At 73.9% G+C, this 21,428-nt stretch carries 24 protein-coding genes and 1 pseudogene; 17 read left to right on the forward strand and 8 right to left on the reverse strand.

The window, feature by feature from the left end:
• Positions 1 to 148: 148 nt before the first annotated feature.
• Entirely contained in the window at positions 149 to 1,552 is a 1,404-nt protein-coding gene (locus tag ACIF6L_RS30280) for a glycosyltransferase 87 family protein (protein WP_396490682.1), read from the forward strand.
• 161 nt (positions 1,553 to 1,713) lie between these two features.
• Here the strand turns inward: ACIF6L_RS30280 and ACIF6L_RS30285 are convergent, their stop codons facing one another.
• Positions 1,714 to 2,130 carry an SsgA family sporulation/cell division regulator gene (locus tag ACIF6L_RS30285; RefSeq protein ID WP_352293229.1) on the reverse strand — a complete coding sequence of 139 codons (417 nt, stop codon included), beginning with the start codon at positions 2,128 to 2,130 and terminating at the stop codon, positions 1,714 to 1,716.
• A 397-nt stretch (positions 2,131 to 2,527) separates the two neighbouring features.
• On the opposite strand from ACIF6L_RS30285, the pseudogene ACIF6L_RS30290 reads away from it, so the two are divergent.
• The 3 genes and pseudogenes from ACIF6L_RS30290 to ACIF6L_RS30300 form a co-directional block, all read left to right on the forward strand.
• A pseudogene (locus ACIF6L_RS30290) lies at positions 2,528 to 2,629 on the forward strand (hypothetical protein); the annotation flags it as partial.
• 321 nt (positions 2,630 to 2,950) lie between these two features.
• A complete protein-coding gene (locus ACIF6L_RS30295; RefSeq protein WP_396490707.1) occupies positions 2,951 to 4,192 on the forward strand; it encodes an RDD family protein in 1,242 nt (413 codons plus the stop codon).
• A 79-nt stretch (positions 4,193 to 4,271) separates the two neighbouring features.
• On the forward strand, positions 4,272 to 5,027 hold the full coding sequence (locus ACIF6L_RS30300) for an RDD family protein (protein WP_396490681.1): 756 nt from the start codon (positions 4,272 to 4,274) through the stop codon (positions 5,025 to 5,027).
• 37 nt (positions 5,028 to 5,064) lie between these two features.
• Here ACIF6L_RS30300 and ACIF6L_RS30305 read toward each other — a convergent pair whose 3' ends face one another.
• On the reverse strand, positions 5,065 to 5,346 hold the full coding sequence (locus ACIF6L_RS30305; RefSeq protein ID WP_359837759.1) for a hypothetical protein: 282 nt from the start codon (positions 5,344 to 5,346) through the stop codon (positions 5,065 to 5,067).
• 234 nt (positions 5,347 to 5,580) lie between these two features.
• Here ACIF6L_RS30305 and ACIF6L_RS30310 point away from each other — a divergent pair, with 234 nt between their 5' ends.
• The 4 genes from ACIF6L_RS30310 to mycP all read left to right on the forward strand — a co-directional run bounded on the left by ACIF6L_RS30310 (position 5,581) and on the right by mycP (position 9,727).
• A complete protein-coding gene (locus ACIF6L_RS30310) occupies positions 5,581 to 6,294 on the forward strand; it encodes an endonuclease V (RefSeq protein WP_396490680.1) in 714 nt (237 codons plus the stop codon).
• A gap of 127 nt (positions 6,295 to 6,421) precedes the next feature.
• The gene (locus ACIF6L_RS30315; RefSeq protein ID WP_329487850.1) at positions 6,422 to 6,868 is read left to right on the forward strand and encodes a hypothetical protein; all 447 of its coding nucleotides are present in this window, start codon (positions 6,422 to 6,424) and stop codon (positions 6,866 to 6,868) included.
• A 43-nt stretch (positions 6,869 to 6,911) separates the two neighbouring features.
• On the forward strand, positions 6,912 to 8,384 hold the full coding sequence (locus ACIF6L_RS30320) for a hypothetical protein (protein ID WP_396490679.1): 1,473 nt from the start codon (positions 6,912 to 6,914) through the stop codon (positions 8,382 to 8,384).
• A 221-nt stretch (positions 8,385 to 8,605) separates the two neighbouring features.
• Positions 8,606 to 9,727, forward strand: coding sequence for a type VII secretion-associated serine protease mycosin (gene mycP / locus ACIF6L_RS30325; RefSeq protein ID WP_396490678.1), 1,122 nt, complete (start codon positions 8,606 to 8,608; stop codon positions 9,725 to 9,727).
• A gap of 24 nt (positions 9,728 to 9,751) precedes the next feature.
• On the opposite strand, the gene ACIF6L_RS30330 is transcribed toward mycP, so the two are convergent.
• Together ACIF6L_RS30330 and ACIF6L_RS30335 are read right to left on the reverse strand one after the other, a co-directional pair.
• A complete protein-coding gene (locus ACIF6L_RS30330; protein ID WP_359837766.1) occupies positions 9,752 to 10,240 on the reverse strand; it encodes a GNAT family N-acetyltransferase in 489 nt (162 codons plus the stop codon).
• A 153-nt stretch (positions 10,241 to 10,393) separates the two neighbouring features.
• The gene (locus ACIF6L_RS30335) at positions 10,394 to 11,053 is read right to left on the reverse strand and encodes an NAD(P)H-binding protein (RefSeq protein ID WP_359804928.1); all 660 of its coding nucleotides are present in this window, start codon (positions 11,051 to 11,053) and stop codon (positions 10,394 to 10,396) included.
• 129 nt (positions 11,054 to 11,182) lie between these two features.
• Here ACIF6L_RS30335 and ACIF6L_RS30340 point away from each other — a divergent pair, with 129 nt between their 5' ends.
• Positions 11,183 to 11,578, forward strand: coding sequence for a helix-turn-helix domain-containing protein (locus tag ACIF6L_RS30340; RefSeq protein WP_352293209.1), 396 nt, complete (start codon positions 11,183 to 11,185; stop codon positions 11,576 to 11,578).
• 115 nt (positions 11,579 to 11,693) lie between these two features.
• Entirely contained in the window at positions 11,694 to 12,296 is a 603-nt protein-coding gene (locus ACIF6L_RS30345; RefSeq protein ID WP_396490677.1) for a DinB family protein, read from the forward strand.
• A gap of 66 nt (positions 12,297 to 12,362) precedes the next feature.
• On the opposite strand, the gene ACIF6L_RS30350 is transcribed toward ACIF6L_RS30345, so the two are convergent.
• Both ACIF6L_RS30350 and ACIF6L_RS30355 read right to left on the reverse strand, forming a co-directional pair.
• Positions 12,363 to 12,797: a sigma factor gene (locus ACIF6L_RS30350; RefSeq protein WP_352293205.1), complete on the reverse strand. Its 435-nt coding sequence runs from the start codon at positions 12,795 to 12,797 to the stop codon at positions 12,363 to 12,365.
• A gap of 798 nt (positions 12,798 to 13,595) precedes the next feature.
• A complete protein-coding gene (locus ACIF6L_RS30355; protein ID WP_396490676.1) occupies positions 13,596 to 14,117 on the reverse strand; it encodes a hypothetical protein in 522 nt (173 codons plus the stop codon).
• A gap of 255 nt (positions 14,118 to 14,372) precedes the next feature.
• On the opposite strand from ACIF6L_RS30355, the gene ACIF6L_RS30360 reads away from it, so the two are divergent.
• The gene (locus tag ACIF6L_RS30360) at positions 14,373 to 15,404 is read left to right on the forward strand and encodes a hypothetical protein (protein WP_396490675.1); all 1,032 of its coding nucleotides are present in this window, start codon (positions 14,373 to 14,375) and stop codon (positions 15,402 to 15,404) included.
• Positions 15,405 to 15,423: 19 nt separating this feature from the next.
• Here the strand turns inward: ACIF6L_RS30360 and ACIF6L_RS30365 are convergent, their stop codons facing one another.
• Both ACIF6L_RS30365 and ACIF6L_RS30370 read right to left on the reverse strand, forming a co-directional pair.
• Positions 15,424 to 16,014 carry an isochorismatase family protein gene (locus ACIF6L_RS30365; protein WP_396490674.1) on the reverse strand — a complete coding sequence of 197 codons (591 nt, stop codon included), beginning with the start codon at positions 16,012 to 16,014 and terminating at the stop codon, positions 15,424 to 15,426.
• Positions 16,015 to 16,173: 159 nt separating this feature from the next.
• On the reverse strand, positions 16,174 to 17,490 hold the full coding sequence (locus tag ACIF6L_RS30370) for a nicotinate phosphoribosyltransferase (RefSeq protein ID WP_396490673.1): 1,317 nt from the start codon (positions 17,488 to 17,490) through the stop codon (positions 16,174 to 16,176).
• 152 nt (positions 17,491 to 17,642) lie between these two features.
• Between ACIF6L_RS30370 and clpS the strand changes: the two genes are divergently transcribed.
• The 6 genes from clpS to ACIF6L_RS30400 all read left to right on the forward strand — a co-directional run bounded on the left by clpS (position 17,643) and on the right by ACIF6L_RS30400 (position 21,373).
• Entirely contained in the window at positions 17,643 to 17,936 is a 294-nt protein-coding gene (clpS, locus tag ACIF6L_RS30375; RefSeq protein WP_329487840.1) for an ATP-dependent Clp protease adapter ClpS, read from the forward strand.
• Positions 17,937 to 17,995: 59 nt separating this feature from the next.
• Complete coding sequence (locus ACIF6L_RS30380) at positions 17,996 to 18,571, forward strand: DUF2017 domain-containing protein (RefSeq protein ID WP_359804940.1); 576 nt, start codon at positions 17,996 to 17,998, stop codon at positions 18,569 to 18,571.
• Between the two features lie 187 nt (positions 18,572 to 18,758).
• A complete protein-coding gene (locus ACIF6L_RS30385; RefSeq protein ID WP_329487838.1) occupies positions 18,759 to 20,213 on the forward strand; it encodes an amino acid permease in 1,455 nt (484 codons plus the stop codon).
• 88 nt (positions 20,214 to 20,301) lie between these two features.
• The gene (locus tag ACIF6L_RS30390; protein ID WP_329487837.1) at positions 20,302 to 20,733 is read left to right on the forward strand and encodes a M67 family metallopeptidase; all 432 of its coding nucleotides are present in this window, start codon (positions 20,302 to 20,304) and stop codon (positions 20,731 to 20,733) included.
• Positions 20,734 to 20,871: 138 nt separating this feature from the next.
• The gene (locus tag ACIF6L_RS30395; protein ID WP_327677307.1) at positions 20,872 to 20,991 is read left to right on the forward strand and encodes a putative leader peptide; all 120 of its coding nucleotides are present in this window, start codon (positions 20,872 to 20,874) and stop codon (positions 20,989 to 20,991) included.
• 103 nt (positions 20,992 to 21,094) lie between these two features.
• A complete protein-coding gene (locus ACIF6L_RS30400; protein WP_030394231.1) occupies positions 21,095 to 21,373 on the forward strand; it encodes a MoaD/ThiS family protein in 279 nt (92 codons plus the stop codon).
• The last annotated feature ends 55 nt before the right edge of the window (positions 21,374 to 21,428 follow it).

Below are 21,428 nucleotides of genomic sequence, written 5' to 3' on the forward strand. Positions count from 1 at the left end.
GGCCGTCCGTGCTCCGCCCGCAACGGAGTACGGCCGGCCGGGGTGCACTTCCACCCGGGCGATCACGCTCGGTAGTCGGCTCGACCGGGCCCGGTCGCCGGGCATCCGGTATCGTCGCTGGTTGGCCGAACGGTGGACGGAGCGAACAGTGACAGCGGTGCAAGACGAGCGCAGCGTGGTGCCGACGGCACCGGACCCGGCGCCCGGACCCCTGTCGGACCGCCTCAAGGACGCCCTCGGCGCGCCCGTCCGGGCCCTGCGGGAGGCACCGCGCCGCCCGCTGCTGGCCGTCTCCGCCGTGGCGCTGCTGTCCCTGGTGGTCTACGCCGTGGTGCGGCACTTCGTCCACACCTCGATGGTCGACATGATCGTCTACCGGGCGGAGGGCGGCGCCGTCGCCGACGGGACCGACCTCTACGCGCTGCGGGTCACCGAATGGAACCTGCCCGCCACCTACCCGCCGTTCGCCGCGATGCTGTTCGTGCCGACGACCTGGTTCCCGGTGCCGTTCCTGCGGGTGGCGATCACACTCGGCAACCTCGGGCTGCTCGCGCTGCTCACCCACCTGTCGTTCAAGCTGGTCGGCTGGCCGCGCCGCGAACTGCGCCCGCTCGGCGTGATCCTGGTCACCGGCGGCGGCGTCTGGCTCGAACCGGTCTTCACCACGCTGCGCTACGGCCAGATCAACCTCGCGCTGGCCTGCCTGATCCTCTGGGACCTCACCCGCCCCGACGGCCGCCGCAGCAAGGGCGTCGCGATCGGCATCGCCGCGGGCATCAAGCTCACCCCCGGCCTCTTCGCCGTCTACCTGCTGCTCACCGGCCGGATCCGGGCCGCCTTCGTGGCCGGCTTCACCTTCCTCGGGACCTTCCTGCTCGGCGCGCTCGTCCTGCCCGACGCCACCTGGGGCTTCTGGACCAAGTACCTGTACGACTCCTCGCGGGTCGGCAAGACCGAGATCGTCGACAACCAGTCGGTACGCGGCGCCGTGGCCCGGCTGCTGCACACCGCCGAGCCCGGGACCGTCGCGACGCTGGCCGGCGCCGTGATCGCGGTGCTCGGCCTCGCCATCGCCGCCTGGGCGGCCTCCAGCTCCCGCTGGCTGCCGCGCGCCGAGGCGTGGGGCGTCTGCTGCGCCGCCGTCACCGCGGTGCTGATCTCGCCGATCAGCTGGACCCACCACTGGATCTGGTGCGTGCCCGTGCTCGCGCTGCTCGCCTGCGAGGCCGCGGTCGAGCAGGCCCGCCCGTCCGCCGTCCGCCGACTGCGCTGGCGCGCGGCCTTCGGGGCGACGCTGATCGCCTTCTTCTCGTTCGGGATGTGGGTCGTGCCGCACCACGGCGACCTCGACCTGCACCTGTCGGCGGTCAGCCAGATCCCGGCCTCGGTCTACCCGCTCGTCGGGATCTGCTTCCTGCTGGCCGCGGCGCTACGGATAAGGGCGCGGCGGCGGGCCGCCGGCGCCCCGCTCGTCCCGCTGCCCGGGCAGCGCAGCGGCGGCGGCCGCCCGGGCACCGCGCACGACCGTCAGCAGGCCCCCGCGGCCCGCTGAGTCGCCGGGGACTCCCAGGCCCACCGGCCCGGGGGTGCTCCGCCCGGCGCCGCCGTGGGCGGAGGTCCCGCTTCCGGGGGTTCCGTGTCCGGGGCTGTCCCGCCCGGGGGTGCCCGGTGCCGGGGCGGCCGGGGTGGGGCGGCGCCGTGCGGCGCGGTCGCTCACGCGAGCAGCTCGGCGAGCGACCCGTCCATGTCCAGCGCGGCCAGTTCGCTGCCCGGCGGCACCAGCCGGTGCGCCCGCTCCAGCCAGGCGGCCACCACCGGCAGCGGGGCCTCCAGCAGGGCGTCCCCGGCGGGCGAACTCAGGGCCATGCAGAGCACGCTGCGCCGGCCCGAGCGGGTCGGCCAGATCCGCACGTCCCCCTGGCCGCACGGCCGGAAGGTGCCCTCCACCAGCAGCTCGCGGGCGAACACCCAGGTGACCGGCGAGCCGGTGTCCAGGTGGAAGGTGATGTGCACCGCGTAGGGGTCGTGGCTGCCGTAGGACAGCCGGGCCGGGACGGGGACGCTGTGCTCGGGAGAGAGCACCAGGTTGAGTTCCAGCTCGTGCTCGACCACGCTCGTCGCGCGCTCCATGATCGGGTTCCTCTCTGACTCCGGTTCGTGCCCGGTTCCGGGCCCTGTGACCTTGGAGAGCGCGGGTCGCGGGCGCTCTTACACATGTTTCCGAGATTTCTTGGCGGAGTTCCCGCGGGCGTGGGCGGGCCGTGGAGACCGTGGGGGGAGCGGGCGCGGGTCCGCTGACGCGCGCCGTCCTCCTTATCCCGGGTGGACCCGGCCTGTCCGGCGATCGCGCAACGTGCCACCTTCGCGCCGCCGAGGTACTACCCTTTGTGACTGCCCCGCGACTGTCCGCCCATGAGGCGGTGTCCTCGCGCGCGCCGACGGGCGAAGCGACCTCCGCCGCCCGAGTCGCCGTCGCGTGGTCCGCCCGCCGGGTGCGCCGCAACGGCCCTGCCAGAAAGAAGACCCCATGACGGACCGGCCCTTCGCCGGCGGCGCGGAGACGGCCGTCGGCCCCACCCCGGGGTACTACCCCGACCCCTCGGTGCCCGGCTTCGTCCGCTACTGGGGCGGTACCGCATGGGTGCCGGGCACCAGCCGCCCGGCCCCGGCCGCGGGCGAGGTGCTGCAGCCGCCCCGGTTCGCGGCCCGCCGCGGCGGCGTGGCGGGTGGCGCGGGGGCCGGCGCGGGGGCCGGGCCCGGGGCGGGGGCGCGCTTCGTGCCGCCGCCGGCGTCGCCGGAGGCCCATCCGCCGTCGTCCGCGGTGCCGTCTTCCGCTGCACCTCCGTCTGTCGCGCCTTCGTCTGTCGCGCCTTCGTCCGTCGCGCCTGCGCGTGCGGTGCCCTCGCCCGCGGTGCCGGCGATCGCCGGGGTGTCCGGGGAGACCGGGCCGGTGTACCTGGACCAGACGGCGGGTGGGGCGTCGTTCAGCGTCGGGCCGCATTTGGCGGCCCGTGCGGCGCTGCGTCCGGCGGTGGCGCAACCGGCCGCCGGTGGGGAGGCGGCGCGCGTCGGAGAGATCCGCGACGGGGCCGCCGGGCGGGAGCGCGGCGGCACGGTCGAGGAGGCGGAGGAGGTCGAGGAGCAGCGTGCGGGCGAGCCGGGGGCCGTCGGCTGGCAGGTCGACCCGCGGGCGCAGCGTGGCCTGATGGAGACCGGCGGTGCGCCGCGCTGGGTCTCCTGGGGCGTGCTGCCGGGGGCGGAGCCGGACTCCGGCGCGGACGGGTCGGCGGAGGATCGGGCGGTGGGTGCGGCGCGGCTGTCCGGCGAGGCATCCGGCGAGCGGGCGGAGCCCGTCGCCGCGCCGGTGGCCGGGCGTGCTCCCGAGGCGGTGCCGGTGCCCGCGTCGGTGCCTGCGCCTGCCTCGGAGCCGGAGTCGCAGCCGGAGTCGGAGTCGCAGCCGGTGTCGGGACAGGCCTCGGGGTCGCAGCCGGACGTTTCGGCCGCCTCAGCCGTCGCTGTGGTGCCCGCCGGCACGGTCCCCCGCACCCTCACCACCTCGTCCGCCGCCACCACCTCGTCCGTTGCGGCCCCCGCACCGGTCGCGGGGCCGGTCGGAGCCCCCGCCCCGGGCGCGCTCGCCGACCCGGCGAAGGCCGGGGCCGCCGCGCCCCGGCCGGCTCGCCGTCGTCCCCCCGCCCCGCTGCCCGCCGGGCTCGGACGCCGGCTGGCCGCCCGGCTGGTGGACACCGCCGTCCTCGCCGTGGTCGCCACCGCGACCGCCATCCCGCTCGGCAACTCCGTGGTGTCCCACGTCCAGCAGAAGCTCGACCAGGCCAGGATGGCCAGCGCGCTGACCCGCCGCCAGGTGGACGTCTGGCTGGTGGACGGGGTGGTGCTGGGCAAGGTGGTCGTCCTGTTCGCCGTCCTCGCCTTCGTCGGGGTGCTCTACGAAGTCCTGCCGACCGCCCGCACCGGGCAGACCTTCGGCAAGCGCCTGGTCCGGATCCGGGTGGTCGACGCGGCCCCGTCGGCCGCCCGGGGCCGGCTGAGCCTCGCCCGGTCGCTGGCCCGCTGGCTGGCCCGGAACGCCTCGGCGGTGCTGCTGCTCGGCCTGGTCTGGCCGCTGTTCGACCGCCCCGCCCGGCGCGGGTGGCACGACCGGATGGCGGGCACCCGGGTGGTCCGGGGCTGACCGCGGTCCGCCGGAGGTTGCCGGGCGAAACGGACTAAATATCCGAAACTTAGCCAATCTGCAATGTTCTACTCGGGGAATGAGCACCCAGAACCCCTCAGGCTCCGAGCCGGAGGGGGGCGGTCAGCCCTCCTTCGACAAGCAGCCCCCGTCCCCGGGTGGCGGCACGCCGGAAGGTGCGCCGTCGGACCCGTCCGGAAACCCGCCACCGTCCTCGACCCCGCCGCCCGGCAGTCCCTACGGCGACCGGCCCGGCGCGTACGGGGGCGACTACGGGGGCACTCCCGGCGGTTCGCCGTACGGGCGACCGCCGTACGGGCAGGACCCGTACGGCGGTCGCCCGTCCGACCAGCCGCCGCCCGGATACGGGCCTGCGGGGCACGGCACGCCCGGCGCCGGGCCCGTCCCCGGGATGCCGCCGCTCGGCACCTGGCCGAACCGGATCCTCGCGCAGGTGATCGACTACGTCCTGGTGCAGATCGTGGCGATCGTCCTGGTGCTGCCCTTCGCCACGCTCAGCGACCGCTCGGGCGAGGCCGGCGCGTTCTGGCTGGCCTGCGGCCTCTACCTGATCTACGACGGCGTGATGCTCAGCCGGGACGGTCAGACCCTCGGCAAGAAGGCCATGAAGATCAGGGTCGCGATGCTGATCGACGGCAGCACGCCGCCACCGGCCGCCGCCTGGACCAGAGCCGCCGTCTTCATCCTCCCTGCGGTCATCTGCTGCGCGGCGCTCTGGTGGCTGATCGACGGGCTGTTCGGCGTCTTCGACAAGCCGTACCGCCAGTGCCTCCACGACAAGGCCGCGAAGACCGTGGTGGTCTCCACGGTCTGATCCCGTCCGCGTGTCCGGACCGCCCGGTGGTGCCGCCTCAGCGCTGCCGGGCGTACGCGTGCCCGGCCGGGGCCGGGGCGTCGGCTTGGAGGGGTGCCGCGCCGGGCGTGGCGGTCACGCCGGCCGTGGCGGTGGTGCGGCGCTGCGCGGCGGTGGACAGCGACAGCAGCGTCACCAGCGTCCCGAGCGCGAGCGCGAAGCCCACCAGCACGGCGATCTCCAGGACGCCCGTGGCGCCGGAGACGGCCAGCAGCGCCACGGCGGCGGCGACGACGGTGCAGGTGCCGAGGCAGAACTGAGCGGTGGTCGGGCGCGGCATGGCGATCGGTCCTTCGCACGTCGGGGGGAACGGGCGGGAAGCGGGGTGGAGCGGTGCCGGTGCTGGAAACCTCTCCACAACTCCTACCCAGTACGGCAGTTCGGTAAGTGCAGCCTAAGCCGCCGGATCCGGGGCACGGGGGGCGCACAGGCTCACTGCGGGGTCGTCCGCGCCACTCGGTACGGTGACCGGGACACATTCCTTGACACCCGACGCCCCAGGGGGAGACCCTCCGTGCCCATCCCCGCCGACTGGCCCGCCACCGAGGCCGAGGCGCTCGCCGAACAGGAACGGCTGCGACCGCTCGTCCAGCCGTACGGCCCCGGCCCGGGGGCCGGCACCGAGGCCGACGACACGCTGATCGCCGGTGTGGACGTCGCCTACGACGACGAACGGGACCTCGTGGTCGCCGCCGCCGTGGTCCTGGACCGCGAGACCCTGGCCGTCGTCGACGAGTCGACCGCCGTCGGCCGGATCGCCTTCCCCTACGTGCCCGGCCTGCTCGCCTTCCGTGAACTCCCGGCCGTGGTGGACGCCCTGGCCGCCCTCCGCCGCACCCCCGGCACCGTGGTCTGCGACGGCTACGGCCTCGCCCACCCGCGCCGCCTCGGCCTGGCCAGCCACCTCGGCGTGCTCACCGGCCTGCGCACACTCGGCGTCGCCAAGACCCCGTTCGTCTTCGACCACCACGAGCCCGGGGCCGCCCGCGGCGCCTGGACCCCGCTCACCGACCCGGCCACCGGGGAGGAGGTCGGCCGCGCCGTCCGGACCAGAGCCGGCGTCAAACCGGTGTTCGTCTCCGTCGGCCACCGGATCGGCCTGTCCGAGGCGGTCGCCACCACCCTGGCCCTCGCCCCGCACTACCGGCTGCCCGAGACCACCCGCCGCGCCGACTCGCTCTGCCGCCGCGCCCTCACGGCCCGACAGCTTGGAACATCCGTGAACTGACGGCCCGCCAGGACGTCGGCCGCTTCGCCGCGAGCACCGTTCAGCTTGCCCCGCCCATGTGTTAGACATGTGTCTCCCGCAGCTGTGCACGACAGCGCGGGGCGGACGCACGGGGGAGGCGCCGGACGTGTCAACGGGGACCGGATCGACGGGCGGGGCCGGTGGCGGCTACCGCGTCGAAGTCGAGCAACTACGGGCCTTCGCCGCCCAGGTGCGGCTCCTGCTGGCCGAGTTCGAACGCCATGCCGACGGCACCCGCACCCACGGACAGAGCGCCGTCGGCAAGACCTCCTTCGGCACCTTCGCCGAGGCCACCGAACTGCACGGCCGGTACCAGACGATGCGTGACGGCCTGCGCGACGTGCTCAACCAGCTCCAGGAGGCCGTCGACGAGGCCCAGAAGAAGGCCGAACTCACCGCCACCAACTACCAGGAGCAGGAGCACCGCACCGCCGGCAAGCTGAAACTCGGCGACGACGGCTGGTCGGTGGCGGCACCGTCCGCCACCAGCACCGCCGCCTACACCCGCACGGTGGCGCCACCCCGGCACGACGGCGGGAAGTCCGAACGATGAGCGCCGACCGGGCACAGCCCCGCGGGAACGGAGGCGGCCGCCGATGACGTACACCAACTTCAACGACTACAGCCACGCCGAACTCCGGAAGATGGCCCAGGCCCTCAACCCCGGAGAGGTGATGGCCGCCGGCGACCCCTGGCGCCGCGCCGCCGACACCCTCAAAGCCATCCGCGCCACCCTCACCCGGGCCAGCACCGAGGCCGCCGTCAGCTGGGAGGGCACCACCAGCGACGCCTTCCACACCCGCATGCTCAACCTCGCCGCCACCATCAACAACGCGGCCTCCTACGCCAACGACGCCGCCAACACCCTCAAGGCGATGTCCGAGGCCATCGCCAAGGCCAAGCACGACATGCCCGAGGAACCCAGCGGCTGGGACCAGGTCAAGGACGGCATCGGCGACACCGTCTCGTCCCTCTTCGGCGACGACGACGAGGACAGCAGAACGGCCATCGCCGAACAGCGCAAACTCGAAGCCGCCGCGGTGATGCAGACGCTCGCCATGCACTACCGCGTCGCCACCCCGATGCTGAAGCCACCACCGCCTTACCAGCCGGGGCCGCTTCGTGAGGAGACTCGCGATGTCACCCCGTCCGACGATGCGGGGGGTGCGCCGTTTCTGAGCGCCCTCACGACCGGCGCCAACTTTGTCGGCGCGGGGTCCACGCCGGCCCCCAACAGTGATTCGGCGCCGCGGATCCAGAAGCCCGGGAACCAGGCCGCCCCGAAGCCGGTGGCGGCGAAGACGGTACCGGCAGCCCCTACCGATCCGGGGATCAAGGGGGGAACCGCTCAGCCGGTACCCAAGCCTCCGTCAGTCGGTCACGTCGGTCCGGGGACCGGGATCGACGGCACGCCGACCACTCTTCCCGCGCCGTCGGGTGGCACCCAGACCACCCACGCCGCTACTCCCGGCGGTCCTACCGGTGCCAGTCCCGGTAGTGGGCCTCTCACCACCGGAGGTGGACCGGTGAGGGGTGCGACGGATGGAAGGCCGGCCGGCGGCCAGGGCAAGGCCGAGCCGCAGGGCAAGGCGGAGGTACAGGGCAGGGCCGGGGCGCCGGGCAAGGACGGGACACAGGGCAAGGGGCCGTTCAGCCGGACGAACCCGCCCGGCCGGCCGGCAGCCCGTGCCGGCAAGGCGTTCGGTGTCGGCGAGGTCCACGAGGGCGGTTTCCGGGCGGCCGGCCGGGCCGCCGCGGGGCCCCGGCCCGGAGAGACCGTGCCGGGGCGGAGCGGAGGCATCGTCGGCGAGGGAGGACGACCGAGCGGCGGGCCCGGGGCGAAGCAGTCGTTCACCGAGGGCGGCTCCGGGCTCGGAGCCCGGAGCCGGGCGGCCAGGGGCGAATCGGGAGGGAGCACTGCGGGGGGCCTGGGGCCCGGCGTGCCGTTCGGTGACACCCGACGACGCAAGGACGACAAGGACAAGGACGGCAAGCGCCCCGACTACCTCGTGGAGGACGAGGAGACCTGGGCGTCGGAGAAGCCGACCAATCCGAACGTGGTGGAATGAGGTCTGTCCGAAGGGACTGGCCGAACGACCGGTCGTCCCGTGGGCCACTGGCCTGCGGGACGCTTCGCTGAGTGGAGTGACCAGGCTTGACGAGCAGTCGAGTAGGGCGTGGGGCAGCCGTGCTTGCTGCTGGAGCCCTGGTGTGGGGTTCGGCAGCTTCCCCGGCGGTCGCGGATCAGATCCGGGACGCCCAGTGGCCGCTGAAGAAGTACCAGGCTGACGTGAAGATCTGGCCGATCAGCCAGGGCGACGGCATCGTCGTCGCCGTCGTTGACAGTGGAGTCAAGGACGACCATCAGGATCTCACCGGTCAGGTGCTGCCCGGCGCCGACTTCTCGGGCGGGACGACGGACGGCCGGGTGGACACGAACGGCCACGGGACCGGGATGGCGAGCCTGATCGCAGGCGTGGGGCACGGCTCCCAGGCCGGAATCGAGGGTCTGGCGCCGAAGTCGAAGATCCTCCCGATCAAGGTCAGAAGTGACGGAGAGTCCCCGGAGCTCCAGCAGTCGGACATCGCACTGGCCATCAGGTTCGCCGCGGATCACGGGGCGAAGGTCATCAACATGTCGGTCGGGTTTGCGCGACTCGATTCGCAGGCGCGCTCCGCAGTCGACTACGCGGCTTCCAAGGATGTCGTCCTCGTGGCGGCCACGGGAAACAGCGGGGACAAGGGCACTCCTGTGGAGTACCCGGCGGCCTTCCCGGGCGTGGTCGCGGTGGCGGCGGTCGATGAACAGGGCAAGGTGTGGGAGAAGTCGACGTTCGGACCTGAGACCACGCTGGCCGCGCCGGGTGTGGAGGTCTATCACGCCACGGCGAAGTCGGTATCGGCCTACGGAGTCGGCCAGGGCACCTCCGACGCCACCGCCTACGTCTCGGCCACCGCTGCGCTGATCAGGTCGAAGTATCCCGGGCTCTCGGCGGGGCAGGTCATCAATCGGATGATCAAGAGTGCGACGGCGCCGGGGGACGGGTCGGCGGTGCCGAACGCGCATTACGGGTACGGGATCGTCGATCCGGCCAAGGCGCTGGAGGCGAATCCCGCGGTGGACGGCGGGCCCAGGGCCAATCCGTTGCTCGGGCGGGCGGAGTCGCAGGGGGCTCCGCCGGATTCCGGGGCGGTGCCCGGCGACGGTGCCTCCGGGCCGCCGATGGCGGCGCCGGTGGCGGGGGCGGGCGGGAACGCGGGGGTCACGTACACGCTGCTCGGGGCCGGGGGGCTGCTGGTGCTGGTGGTCGCCGGGGTGGCGGCGGGGTTGGCGGCGCGGGCGCGGAAGCGTCGGCGGGCCGTCGCGGCGAGCCCCTATCCGTACCCGCCGCAGCAGCCGCCGCAGTGGTGAGCCGGGTGTGCGCGGGCGCCGTCCTCAGAGTCGGCGGTGCATGATGTGCAGGCCGACATAGCCCTTCCGGGGGTGGTGGAAGGCTTCGGGGACGGTGGTGAGGATCTCGAAGCCCAGGGACTCCCAGAGGGCCACCGCACGGGTGTTGGTCTCCACGACGGCGTTGAACTGCATCGCGCGGTAGCCGTCGGCGCGGGCCTGGTCGAGGACGTGGGCGCCGAGGGCGCGGGCGACGCCCCGGCCGGAGTGACGGGGGTCGACCATGAAGCCCGCGTTGGCGACGTGGGCGCCGCCGCCGGCCTGGTTGGGGTGGCTCTCGGCGGTGCCCAGGACGGTGCCGTCCTCGTCGACAGCGACGAAGGTGCGGCCGGGGGCGGGTTTGCACCAGAGCGCGCGGGCCCGGTCCTGGGTGGTGTCGCGGTCCCAGCTGTAGGTCTCGCCGGCGGCGACGATCTCGCGGAGGAAGGCCCAGATGGCCGGCCAGTCGGCGGGGGTGGCTTCGCGGATGAGCATGGTGCCCAGCATGGACCCGGGCACCCCCGCCCGACCAGGGGGTTTCGCCGCGCGACGCCCGGCCCCCCGACACCCAGTCCCCCGACGCCTGGCCGTCCCGACACCCAGTCCCCCGGCGCCCGGTCGCGCCGCCACCCCGTCGTGCGGCCCCGGCTACGCCGCGACGGCGATCTGCTCACGGTGGTGCGCCGGTGCGGCGGCCTCGTCGACCACGGCCACCGCGAGGTCGGCCTGGGCGATCCGCTCGCCGAGGACCCGCGGGCCGCCGACCCGGTAGCGGCCGGTGCCGGGCGCGGTGCGGTCGAGGTCGAGGGGCGGGGTGACGACGACCCAGTCCAGCGCGGGGGCGGACGTGCGCAGCCGGTCCAGTGCGCCGGAGTGGCCGAGCGAGAAGGCGCGGTAGGCCTCGGGGAACGCGGGGTCGTCGTGGACGGCGGTGCCGGGCGCGGTCTCCAGTGTGGTGGCGACGCCCACGTGGACCAGGCGGTGGACCCCGGCCGTGGCGAGGCCGGCCACCAGGGCGTCGGTGGCGGCCCGGTAGAACCGGACGGAGGGCACGTCGGGGGTGTACACGGTGCTGACGGCGGCGGTGTGCCCGAGGGCCGCGGCGGCGACGGCGGCCTCGTCGGTGACGTCGCAGCGGACCAGGGCGGCGCCGGTGTCCGCGAGGTCGCGGTGGCGCTCGGGGTCGCGCACGGCGGCGGTGACGGTCAGCCCGCGCCGCCGGGCCTCGGCGACCACGGCGCGCCCGACCTGCCCGCCCGCGCCGAACACGATGACGTCTGTTCCGACCTGCTTGCCGGTGCTGCTCATGGCGATCTCCGTCCGCTCGCCGGGGGCGCTGTCGCCCGCCGTTGCCGGGACGGTAGACCGGGGGGTGCCGGTTACTTCAACGGTACCGGCGCGGGGCCGGCCGGACGCCGCGTCGGCTACCTTCGGGGCATGACCCGGCCCGTACTCGAACCGCTGCCCCCGGACTTCTTCGACCCGGACTGCCCGGTGCCGACGATCCCGGTGCTGGGCGGCAGGAAGTGGTCCTGGAGGATCATGCGCTGTCTGGAGGGCGGCCCGCGCCGCTTCTCCGAGCTGCGGGTGCCGCTGGTCGGCATCACCTCGAAGGTGCTGGCCGAGTCCTTGCGCGCGATGGAGCAGGACGGCGCGGTGAGCCGCACCGAGTACGACGAGAACCCGCCCCGGGTGGAGTACGCGCTGACGCCGCTCGGCCGCACGCTGCTGGAGCCGATGGACGCGCTCTGCGACTGGAGCCGCCGGAACCTGGCCGGCCTGCTGGAGGCGCGGGAGGCGTACGAGCGGGACGAGGCCGGGCGGAACGGCTGAGCCGGGCGGGACGGCTGAGCGGTGCGGCGCGGCCGTGCGGCGCTGGCAGGATGTCGGCGGTCGCTGGCGGTCGGGCGGCTGGTGGCGGGCCGTTCCCCGCGGCCATCCTGGACGCATGACCAGCCCTGAGAACGCCCCCGCCCCGCAGGCTCCGGCCGCCGCCCCCGGAACCGTCGACACCCCCGACGCCGTCGTCCCGGACACCAAGGACTGGACCTGGGTGCTGGAGCGGGCCTGCCCGGACTGCGGCCTGGACTCCGGGGCCGTGGCCCGCGAGGCCGTCCCCGGGCTGATCCGGGCCAACGCGGACGCCTGGGTGGCGGTCCTGGCCGGCGACGGGGAGGCGCTGCGCCGGCGGCCCCGCCCGGAGACCTGGTCGGACCTGGAGTACGCCTGCCACGTGCGCGACGTCTTCCGGCTGTTCCACGTCCGGCTGAACCTCATGCTCGACCGGGAGGGCCCGGACTTCCCGAACTGGGACCAGGACGAGACGGCCGTCGTCGAACGCTACGGGGAGCAGCGGCCGGACGCCGTCGCGGCGGATCTGGCCGCGGCGGCGCGGATCCTGGCGGACGCCTTCGAGCGGGTCACGGACGAGCAGTGGCGGCGCACCGGCAACCGCAGCGACGGCGCGCGCTTCACGGTGGAGTCGTTCGCCCGCTACCTGGTCCACGACCCGGTCCACCACCTCTACGACGTGACGGGCGAGCGGGTCTGATCCACCGGTCGCGGGTCCGGGCGCCGGTACGCGGCGCGGCGGCCCGGCGCGAGGGCTCGGCCGGGGTCACCAGCCGGAGGCCTCGCGCAGCATGGTGCGGCGGAGTCGGCCGGCCACGCTGGCGGTGTCGGTGCCGATGACATCGGCGATCTCGGGTGCGGCGAGGCCGACCACGTAGTGCAGGATCGCCAGGTCGTCGTCGGCGGCCGGGTGGTCGGGTCCGGGCCGGCGGGTGTGGTCGCCGACCGTACCGCGCAGGATCTGCCAGGCGTGCGCCGTGGGGTTGGAGCTGCCCAGCAACTCACGCCAGTGGACGGCGATTTCAGCGAAGGCCTGTTGGACCGCGCCGGCCGCCTCGGTCTGGTCCGGCAGCCATACCCGGGCGTAGCTGAGGTACCGCGGTCGGTGCAGCTCGCAGAAGGCCGCGAACTCCAGCGGTACGGCAGGCGGTTCGTCGAGCCCCGGGGGAGGCTCGGCGGTGCTGTCATGACGGTTAGTCATCTCGGCTTCTCGGCAAGTGAGATGGGCTTCTGACGGTCGATCATCTGTGCTCACTCTACGGTAGGCGCTCGGTGCGCTGGGTGACCAATCGGATTGAATGCCCGGAACGCACCGCCGCTCGGCCGGTTCCGGCGGTGGCCGGATGCGGGCGAGCGGACGGCAAGGTGGCGCGGGGCCGGTGGTGGAGTGGGGCGCAGTGGTGCGCCAGGCGCGGATCTGAGTGCGTCGTGGCCGGTCAGCGGGGTGGGGCGACGGAGTCGCGGGGCGGTTGATGAGCCACCGTAGGCGGTTCGGCGGCTCACGTCCACGCCATCGGCGTGAAGCCGCACGCGCGCAACCGGTCGCGCGCGTGGCGGGCCTGGGCAGGTGTTCGGACAGTCCCCGGGGCGGGTCGGCGAAGGGGTGGTGCGCTCGCGCCGCCGGGGGGCGGTGCCGGGTGGGAGCCGGCCGGCCGGGGAGGGGTCGCGTGGGGCCGGATGGGGCCTGACGGAGTCCCCGGTGCAGCCCTGTGGGGCCGTGCGTGCTGGGCGGGGCCGTGCGGTGCTGGGCGGCGCTGTGCGGAGACGGTGGGGACGGGTGGACCGGGGCTGGGAGCGGGTCGAAGCGGTGCGGTCGGTGCTGCGGCGTCCGGAGCGGCCCTTCGAGCGGTCCGTCGGGCGGTGCCGCCGGGTCGGTGCGGTCGAGGCGGCGGGGCGGGCGGTCCGGCCCCCTCCGGCCGCCCTGTCCGTGTCGGTGGCGCTCCGGCGCCCGGCGCCCGGTGCGCGGGCGCGTGACGCGGGTCGCTCGTCCGAGCGAACGTCAGCCGGTGCGCCCGGCCTCCGAAGTGGTGATCCGGCCGTCCGCCGCGGCGGCCCGTCCGAGCTGAGTGGGAAACGCCTCGACGGCCCGCCGCCGGGCCAGTTCGGCTGCCGCGGCCGCCGCCGCGGCGGCTCCGGCGGCGCTCGCGCCGGCGGCCGGGTCCGGCCCGGTGGGGTCGTCGGTCCGTCGGTCGCGGCCGACCGCGGTGCGGGCGGCCTGGTCCTCGGCCGCCTGTCTCGCGGCCAGGTAGGCCTGGACGGCGGCCATCCCGTAGACGGGCTGGATCAGCTGGTGGCCCTTGAAGAAGGGCCTGGCCGGGGCGAATCCGGCGGCGACCACCAGGTCGCGGATCTCGGCTATCTCCGCCTCGCTGCGGGCGGTGAAGCGAACCTCCCAGCCCTTTTTGTACGTATGGCCCTGTTCGCCGCTGCGGCGGGCCGGGTCCGGCCGGCGGACGTATCCGGGCAGGCGGCCAAGGCGGAGCTGGGCCGCGCGGAGGCCGGCGGTCTCGTCACGTGACATGCACCAAGAGTAGGCAATCCGGGGAGTGGGAGTGACGTCCGGACGCGCTTCATCGTATGCCCTTGGTCACGCACGGTCAGACACCCTGGTGGTCGATCGGCATCGATCAATGATGACAAGTATATGAACGCCTATTACGCCGAATGAGTGAGGGTATGAGGACTTTAGTGCGGGCTGGTCCCGGTTTCGCGACGGTTGGGTAACAGTGCGTCAGGTGGCCGATGGTCGGTGCGGGCGGTTGGGGATGGTGTCGGCATGAGCTACCGGATCCCCTCGCCGCCGCCCTCCCTGGAGGAACTGGCGAAGCGTCAGCAGAACGTCATCACCGCCAGCCAGCTGCGCGCCCGGGGCGTGCCGGCCCGGGTGGTCACCGAGCACTGCCGCCGCGGCGGCCCCTGGCAGCGGCTGCTGCCCAGGGTCTACCTCCTGCAGTCCGCCGAGCCGACCCCGGAGCAGCGGATGTGGGCGGCCCTGCTCTACGCCGCGCAGAACGGGCGCGAGGAGGGCCGCCGGGAGGGTGCCGTGATCACCGGGACGGCCGCGCTGGCGCTCTACGGCTTCGCCGCCGTGCCCCGGCTGCCCGCCGTCACCGGGGTGGACGTCCTGGTGCCCCGCCAGCGCCGCCTGAAGGACGCCGGCGGGGTGCGGATCCGGCGCACCGAGCGGGAGTTGGTCGCCAGCTCGGTGCACGGTCTGGCCTGCGCGCCGGTCGCCCGGGCGGTCGCCGACGCGCTGCGGGAGTGGACGGCGGACGGCGCCGCGCCGGAGTTCGGCGAGGACGTCGCGCTGCCGGTCCGCGCGGTGCTGCGGGAGGCCGTGGCGCGCCCCGGCATCCGGTGCACCGTCCGGGAGTTGGTCGCCGAGCTGACCGAGTCCGGGCTGGCTGCCGACCTGCGGGTGCGGGCCGCGCTGGACGAACTGCTGGCCGCCGAGCGGGAGGCGGTGCTGGAGCGGGTCGGCGCCCTGCTGGACGAGTGGCTGCTGCCCGCCCCGCTGACCGGTCCCGAGCTGCGGATGCGCGGCGGCACCTACATCGCCGTCCCGGACCTCTACTGGCCGCGGTCGGGGGTGGCGGTGGAGGTCGACTCCGAGCTGCGCTGCGTCAGCGAGGGGGAGGCCGCTTGGGTGCGCGCCGGCCAGCACCGGATGGAGTACCTCGGGGTCCGGGTGGTCTACCTCTCCGGTGCGCGGCTGGCCGACGAGCCGGAGGCCGTCGGCGCCGAGCTGCGCGAGGCCTTCCGGCAGGGCGGCACCGACGTGGTGGAGCTGCTGGTCACCGAGCGGTGAGCCGGCGCCGCTCCGGGGCTCAGCCCCGAACCGTCGGCGTCCCGACCAGTTCGACGCCGGCCGCCCGCAGCTCCTCCAGCGCGGCGGCGGTGGTCCGCGGCGACACGCCGGCCGTGAGGTCGAGCAGGACCCGGGTCGCGAAGCCCGCCCGGACGGCGTCCAGCGCGGTGGCCTTGACGCAGTGGTCGGTGGCGAGCCCGACCACGTCGACCTCGCTGACCTGACGCTCGCGCAGCCACTCGATCGGGCCGCGGTTGTTCTCGTCGACGCCCTCGAATCCGCTGTACGCCGCCGCGTAGGCGCCCTTGTCGAAGACCGCCTCGATCGCGCCGGAGGTGACGGAGGGCGCGAAGTTGGGGTGGAAGCCGACGCCCTCGGTGCCCGCCACGCAGTGCACCGGCCAGCTGTTGACGTAGTCCGGGTGGTCGGAGAAGTGGTCGCCCGGATCGATGTGGTTGTCGCGGGTCGCGAGGACGTGCTGGTAGCCGGCGGGGGACTCGGCGATCAGGTCGGTGATCGCGGCGGCCACCTCGGCCCCGCCGGCGACGGCCAGGCTGCCGCCCTCGCAGAAGTCGTTCTGCACGTCGACGACGATCAGTGCCCGGTGCATGGCTTGCATCCTCGGTGGTGTGGTGGGGGCGGTGCGCTGGTTCTCCGCGCTTCCGGTTGAACTCTACGGTCGACTGTAGGCAGTGGCACCCGGTGGCGGAAGGCCCGGGGAGCGCCCGGGCCCTCCGCCGCCGGCCGTGCGGCCCGCGCCGACCGGCGGTCAGACGATCAGTTCGGTCGGCAGCACCGGGTCGCCCTTGGACAACTGGGTCGCCGACAGCGGCAGCCCGGCCAGGGCCCGGACGAGCCGCTCGCGCGCCGCGCCGAGCGGCTCCCGGCCGACCACCTCGCCGGCCCGCACCAGCGGTACCTGAAGGAGGTGCGGCTCCAGCTCGGCCGGGATCGGCTCGGTGCCGACCACCTCGGCCTCGGCGACGCCGTCCTGGTCGGGGCGGCGGGCCGCCCACTTGCGGCCGCCGACACTGCTCTTGGCGCCCGCCGAGCGCTTGGCGACCGGCAGTAGCGGTCCGTCCGGCACCTGGGCGCGGGCGACCAGCTTGTAGACCATCGCGCAGGTCGGGTGGCCGCTGCCGGTGACCAGGCTGGTGCCGACGCCGTAGCCGTCGACCGGGGCGGCGGCCAGCGCGGCGATCGCGTACTCGTCCAGGTCGGAGGTGACGATGATCCGGGTCTTCTCGGCGCCGAGCTCGTCCAGCTGACGGCGGACCCGGTGGGCCAGCAGGGTGAGGTCGCCGGAGTCGATCCGCACCGCGCCGAGCTCGGGGCCGGCCACCTCGACGGCGGTGCGCACGGCCTCGCGCAGGTCGAAGGTGTCGACCAGCAGGGTGGTGCCCCGGCCCATCGAGGCGATCTGCGCCCGGAACGCGCCCCGCTCGTCGTCGTGCACCAGGGTGAAGGCGTGCGCGGCGGTGCCGGTGGTCGGGATGTCGTAGGTGAAGCCGGCCTCCAGGTCGGAGGTGGCCGCGAAGCCGGCCACGTACGCGGCGCGGGCGGCGGCCACGGCGGCCTGCTCGTGGGCGCGCCGGGCGCCCATCTCGATGCACGGGCGGCCGCCGGCGGCGGCGGTCATCCGGGCGGCGGCGGCCGCGATCGCCGAGTCGTGGTTGAGGATCGAGAGGATCACCGTCTCCAGGATCACCGCCTCGGCGAAGCTGCCCTCGACGGTGAGCAGCGGCGAACCGGGGAAGTAGACCTCGCCCTCCGGGTAGCCGTGGATGTCGCCGGTGAACCGGTAGTCGGCCAGGAAGCGCAGGGTGTCCTCCTCGACCACGCCCTGGCCGGCCAGCCAGTCGAGCTGCGCGCTGGTGAAGCGGAAGTTCTCGACGGCGTCGAGCACCCGCCCGGTGCCGGCCATCACGCCGTAGCGGCGGCCGGCCGGCAGGCGGCGGGTGAACACCTCGAAGACGGAGCGGCGGTGCGCGGCTCCGCTGCGCAGGGCGGCCTGCAACATGGTGAGCTCGTAGCGGTCGGTGAGGAGCGCGGTCGAACCGGCCGCGCGCACTGAAGTGGCGTCCATGGGGATGATGCTACTACCACTTAGCGTCAGATTGACGATTTCTCGTCGGGGGTGTTCGCGGACCCCGGGCCGGAATCGCCCGGAGGTTCCCCGGATGGCAGCATGGGGGCTGAAGGGGTATGTGCGGGAAGAACGGCGAGGAGGACCCAGCGGTGAGTGTCGCGCCCGTGGAGATCGAGCGCCCGGAGGTCGAAGGCCTGCCGGTGGCGGAGCCGGACACGCCCTGGGTGACCATCGTGCACAACGACCCGGTCAACCTGATGAGCTACGTCCAGTACGTGTTCCAGGCCTACTTCGGCTACCCGAAGGACAAGGCCCGGAAGCTGATGATGGAGGTGCACAGCAAGGGCCGGGCGGTGGTCTCCAGCGGATCCCGCGAGGAGATGGAGCGCGACGTGCAGGCGATGCACGGCTACGGGCTGTGGGCCACGCTGCAGCACGACTGACCCGCGGACCGCGTCCCCGCACCCCACCGAAGACGACGAAGACGGGCTGACCGATACAGATGGCTGGGTTGTTCGAGAGTGCCGGCGGCGGGAGCGCGGCGATCGCGCTGGACGAGCTGGAGGCCTCCATCCTGCGCTCGCTGGAGGTGCAGATGCTGGAGCTGATCGGACCGGGCCCGGGCGGGGACTCGGACGACCCGCTCGCCGCGCTGTTCGCCGACGGGCCGACCGAGGCCCCCGCCGACCCGGCGCTGGCCCGGCTCTTCCCCGACGCCTACGGCGACCCGGAGAAGCCGGACGACGCCGAGGCCAGGGAAGCCGCCCGGGAGTTCCGTCGCTACACCGAGCTGGACCTGCGGGCCCGCAAGCGCGAGGACGCGCTGCAGGTGGTCCGCGCGCTGGACGGTCTCGGCGGCGAGGGCGGCGTGCTCAAGCTGGCCGCCGCCGACTGCCTGCGCTGGCTGGGCGCGCTCAACGACCTGCGGCTCACCCTGGGGGTGCGGCTGGAGGTCGAGGAGGAGGACGAGCAGGGCCTGTACGACCTGCCGGACGGCGACGAGCGCAAGCCGCTGGTGATGGCCTACCTGTGGCTGGGGGCGCTGCAGGAGTCGCTGCTGGAGGCGATCGCGGACTGATCCCGCCCCGCCGCCGGGCCGCCGTGACCCCCCGTCCGCATGCTGGACGGGGGGTCACGGCTTTTCCGCTCAAAACGGGCGGAATCATATGACGACATGCTCAAATATCGCTCAGATGAACACCGCTATCCGGAACCTGCGTGGTACGACTGCTCCACCCCACGAGACCCACCCAGGACGGTGCACCATGGCCGAACAGATCTACGACGAGGTCGTCGACTCCAAACCGGACGAGGAGGGCTACGAGCGGGGTCTGGGCAGTCGCCAGATCCAGATGATCGCCATCGGCGGCGCCATCGGCACCGGCCTCTTCCTCGGCGCCGGCACCGCGATCTCCAAGTCCGGACCGAGCCTGATCCTCTCCTACGCCGTGGCCGGCGTGGTGATCTTCGTGATCATGCGGGCCCTCGGCGAGCTGCTCACCTACCGCCCGGTCGCCGGCAGCTTCGCCGAGTACGCCCGGGAGTTCCTCGGCCCCTTCGCCGGCTTCGTGACCGGCTGGACGTACTGGCTGTTCTGGGTGGTCACCGGCATGGCCGAGACCACCGCCGCCGCCGTCTACGTGAAGTTCTGGGCGCCCGGCATCCCGCAGTGGCTCAGCGCGCTCACCTTCCTGGTCATCCTCTACGGGGCCAACCTGATCTCGGTGAAGCTGTTCGGCGAGATCGAGTTCTGGTTCTCGATGGTCAAGGTCACCGCCATCATCGGCATGATCCTGATCGGCATCGGCGTGCTGACCCTCGGCTTCAGCGACGCCGGTGACACCGCGTCGATCACTCACCTCTGGGACAACGGCGGCTTCTTCCCCAAGGGGATCGGCGCCACCGTGATGACCCTGCAGATCGTCATGTTCGCCTACCTCGGCGTCGAGCTGGTCGGCGTCACCGCCGGCGAGAGCGAGAACCCGCAGAAGACCCTGCCGCGCGCCATCAACACGCTGCCCTGGCGGATCGCGCTCTTCTACATCGGCGCCCTGGTGATCATCCTGTCGCTGGTGCCGTGGACCGAATTCCAGCCCGGCGTCAGCCCGTTCGTCGCCGCCTTCGGCAAGATCGGCATCCCCGCCGCGGCCGGCATCATCAACTTCGTGGTGCTCACCGCGGCGCTCTCCTCCTGCAACTCCGGCATGTACTCCACCGGCCGGATGCTGCGCGACCTCGCCCTGCGCGGCCAGGCCCCCGGCCGGCTCACCAAGCTCAACTCCCACCGCAGCCCCGCCGTCGCGATCACCCTCTCCTCGCTGCTGATGGGCGCCGGCGTGGTGCTCAACTACCTCGTCCCGGCCAAGGCGTTCGAGTACATCACCTCGGTGGCCACCGTCTGCGGCCTCTGGACCTGGGCGGTCATCCTGGTCTCCCAGATCCGCTACCGGAAGGCCTGGAAGGGCGGCCACCTGCCGCCCCCCGGCTTCAAGGCGCCCGGCGGCCTCTGGAGCAGCTGGGCCGCCCTCGGCTTCCTCGCCCTGGTGATCGTCCTGATCGCCCTCGACAAGGACAACCGCATCTCGCTGTACGTCTTCCCCGGCTGGGCCGTCCTGCTCGTGGTCGGCTACCAGGTGCTCAAGCGCCGCCGCCCGCAGGCCGTCCACGCCGTCGCCCACGACCACCTGCACGCCCGCAACGGCAACGGCGGCGGCCACTGAGCCGCCCGCCGTCCGCCTCCCGGACCGGCGCCGACCACGCCCCGGACGCTCCGGCGGACACCCGCCGGGGCGTGGCTATCCTGACCGCATGCTGACCATCACCCGAGAACTGCGCGACGCCATCGTCGCCCACGCCCGCGCCGACCACCCGGACGAGGCCTGTGGCGTGGTCGCCGGACCGGCCGGCAGCGGACGGCCCGAGCGGTTCGTCCCGATGCTCAACGCCGCCCGGTCGCCCACCTTCTACGAGTTCGACTCGGGCGACCTGCTGAAGCTCTACCGCGAGATGGACGACCGGGACGAGGAGCCCGTGATCGTCTACCACTCGCACACCGCCACCGAGGCCTACCCCTCGCGCACCGACGTGAGCTACGCCTCCGAGCCGTTCGCCCACTACGTCCTGGTCTCCACCGCCGACGGCAACGGCCCGGACGACCCCTACCAGTTCCGGTCGTTCCGCATCGTGGACGGCGCGATCACGGAGGAAGACGTCCAGGTCGTCGAGGCCTACCAGCCCTGACCGGCACCCCCCTGGGCGCGGCCCGCCGACCGTCCGAGCGACGGCGGCGGGCCCTGCCGTCTCAGCCACAGAAACGGAAACATCCGGATTCCGAGACGGGCATGTCGGAGCGAGCCCGGGAATCTATACGATGAGCCCATGCGTTCCGTCGATGTGAGCACTCAGGCCCCGGGCACCCGCCTCGTGGCGCGCCTGCACGTCGACCTGTGCCGGCTCGCCAGCGCGATCTGTCCCGGCACGCCGGCGCGCTCGCGCTGAGCCGCCCGCCCAGGCCCGCCGCACGCCCTGCGCACCGGGCCGGACCCGACCTGCCGCGCCCGCTGCGGCCCACCCACCTCACGACTCGCACAGGAGCGCACCCATGGCCATCGAGGTCCGCATCCCGACCATCCTCCGCACCTACACCGACGGCGCCAAGGCCGTCGAGGGCACCGGCAGCAACCTCGGGGAACTCTTCCAGGACCTCGACGCCCGCCACCCGGGCATCGCCGCCCGCCTGCTGGACGGCGGCGAGCTGCGCCGCTTCGTCAACGTCTACCTCAACGACGAGGACGTCCGCTTCCTGGAGGGCATCTCCACCGCCCTCGCCGACGGCGACAGCGTCACCATCCTGCCCGCCGTGGCCGGCGGCGCCCGCTGACCTCCGGTCCGCCCGCCCGCCGGCCGCGCGGGCGGGAGGACCGCCGCACCCGATC

Origin of the sequence: Kitasatospora sp. NPDC086009 (genome assembly GCF_044540385.1) — a bacterium.
GTDB lineage: Bacteria > Actinomycetota > Actinomycetes > Streptomycetales > Streptomycetaceae > Kitasatospora.

Coding starts and splice junctions, on each gene's coding strand:
- ACIF6L_RS30350 (WP_352293205.1), bottom strand. CDS start 12,797: ATGACTAACCGTCATGACAGCACCGCCGAGCCTCCCCCGGGGCTCGAC.
- ACIF6L_RS30380 (WP_359804940.1), top strand. CDS start 17,996: ATGGCTGGGTTGTTCGAGAGTGCCGGCGGCGGGAGCGCGGCGATCGCG.
- ACIF6L_RS30320 (WP_396490679.1), top strand. CDS start 6,912: ATGACGTACACCAACTTCAACGACTACAGCCACGCCGAACTCCGGAAG.
- ACIF6L_RS30390 (WP_329487837.1), top strand. CDS start 20,302: ATGCTGACCATCACCCGAGAACTGCGCGACGCCATCGTCGCCCACGCC.
- ACIF6L_RS30300 (WP_396490681.1), top strand. CDS start 4,272: ATGAGCACCCAGAACCCCTCAGGCTCCGAGCCGGAGGGGGGCGGTCAG.
- ACIF6L_RS30370 (WP_396490673.1), bottom strand. CDS start 17,490: ATGGACGCCACTTCAGTGCGCGCGGCCGGTTCGACCGCGCTCCTCACC.
- ACIF6L_RS30355 (WP_396490676.1), bottom strand. CDS start 14,117: ATGTCACGTGACGAGACCGCCGGCCTCCGCGCGGCCCAGCTCCGCCTT.
- ACIF6L_RS30335 (WP_359804928.1), bottom strand. CDS start 11,053: ATGAGCAGCACCGGCAAGCAGGTCGGAACAGACGTCATCGTGTTCGGC.
- ACIF6L_RS30340 (WP_352293209.1), top strand. CDS start 11,183: ATGACCCGGCCCGTACTCGAACCGCTGCCCCCGGACTTCTTCGACCCG.
- ACIF6L_RS30365 (WP_396490674.1), bottom strand. CDS start 16,014: ATGCACCGGGCACTGATCGTCGTCGACGTGCAGAACGACTTCTGCGAG.
- ACIF6L_RS30285 (WP_352293229.1), bottom strand. CDS start 2,130: ATGGAGCGCGCGACGAGCGTGGTCGAGCACGAGCTGGAACTCAACCTG.
- ACIF6L_RS30360 (WP_396490675.1), top strand. CDS start 14,373: ATGAGCTACCGGATCCCCTCGCCGCCGCCCTCCCTGGAGGAACTGGCG.
- ACIF6L_RS30305 (WP_359837759.1), bottom strand. CDS start 5,346: ATGCCGCGCCCGACCACCGCTCAGTTCTGCCTCGGCACCTGCACCGTC.
- ACIF6L_RS30330 (WP_359837766.1), bottom strand. CDS start 10,240: ATGCTCATCCGCGAAGCCACCCCCGCCGACTGGCCGGCCATCTGGGCC.
- ACIF6L_RS30395 (WP_327677307.1), top strand. CDS start 20,872: ATGCGTTCCGTCGATGTGAGCACTCAGGCCCCGGGCACCCGCCTCGTG.
- ACIF6L_RS30385 (WP_329487838.1), top strand. CDS start 18,759: ATGGCCGAACAGATCTACGACGAGGTCGTCGACTCCAAACCGGACGAG.
- ACIF6L_RS30345 (WP_396490677.1), top strand. CDS start 11,694: ATGACCAGCCCTGAGAACGCCCCCGCCCCGCAGGCTCCGGCCGCCGCC.
- ACIF6L_RS30400 (WP_030394231.1), top strand. CDS start 21,095: ATGGCCATCGAGGTCCGCATCCCGACCATCCTCCGCACCTACACCGAC.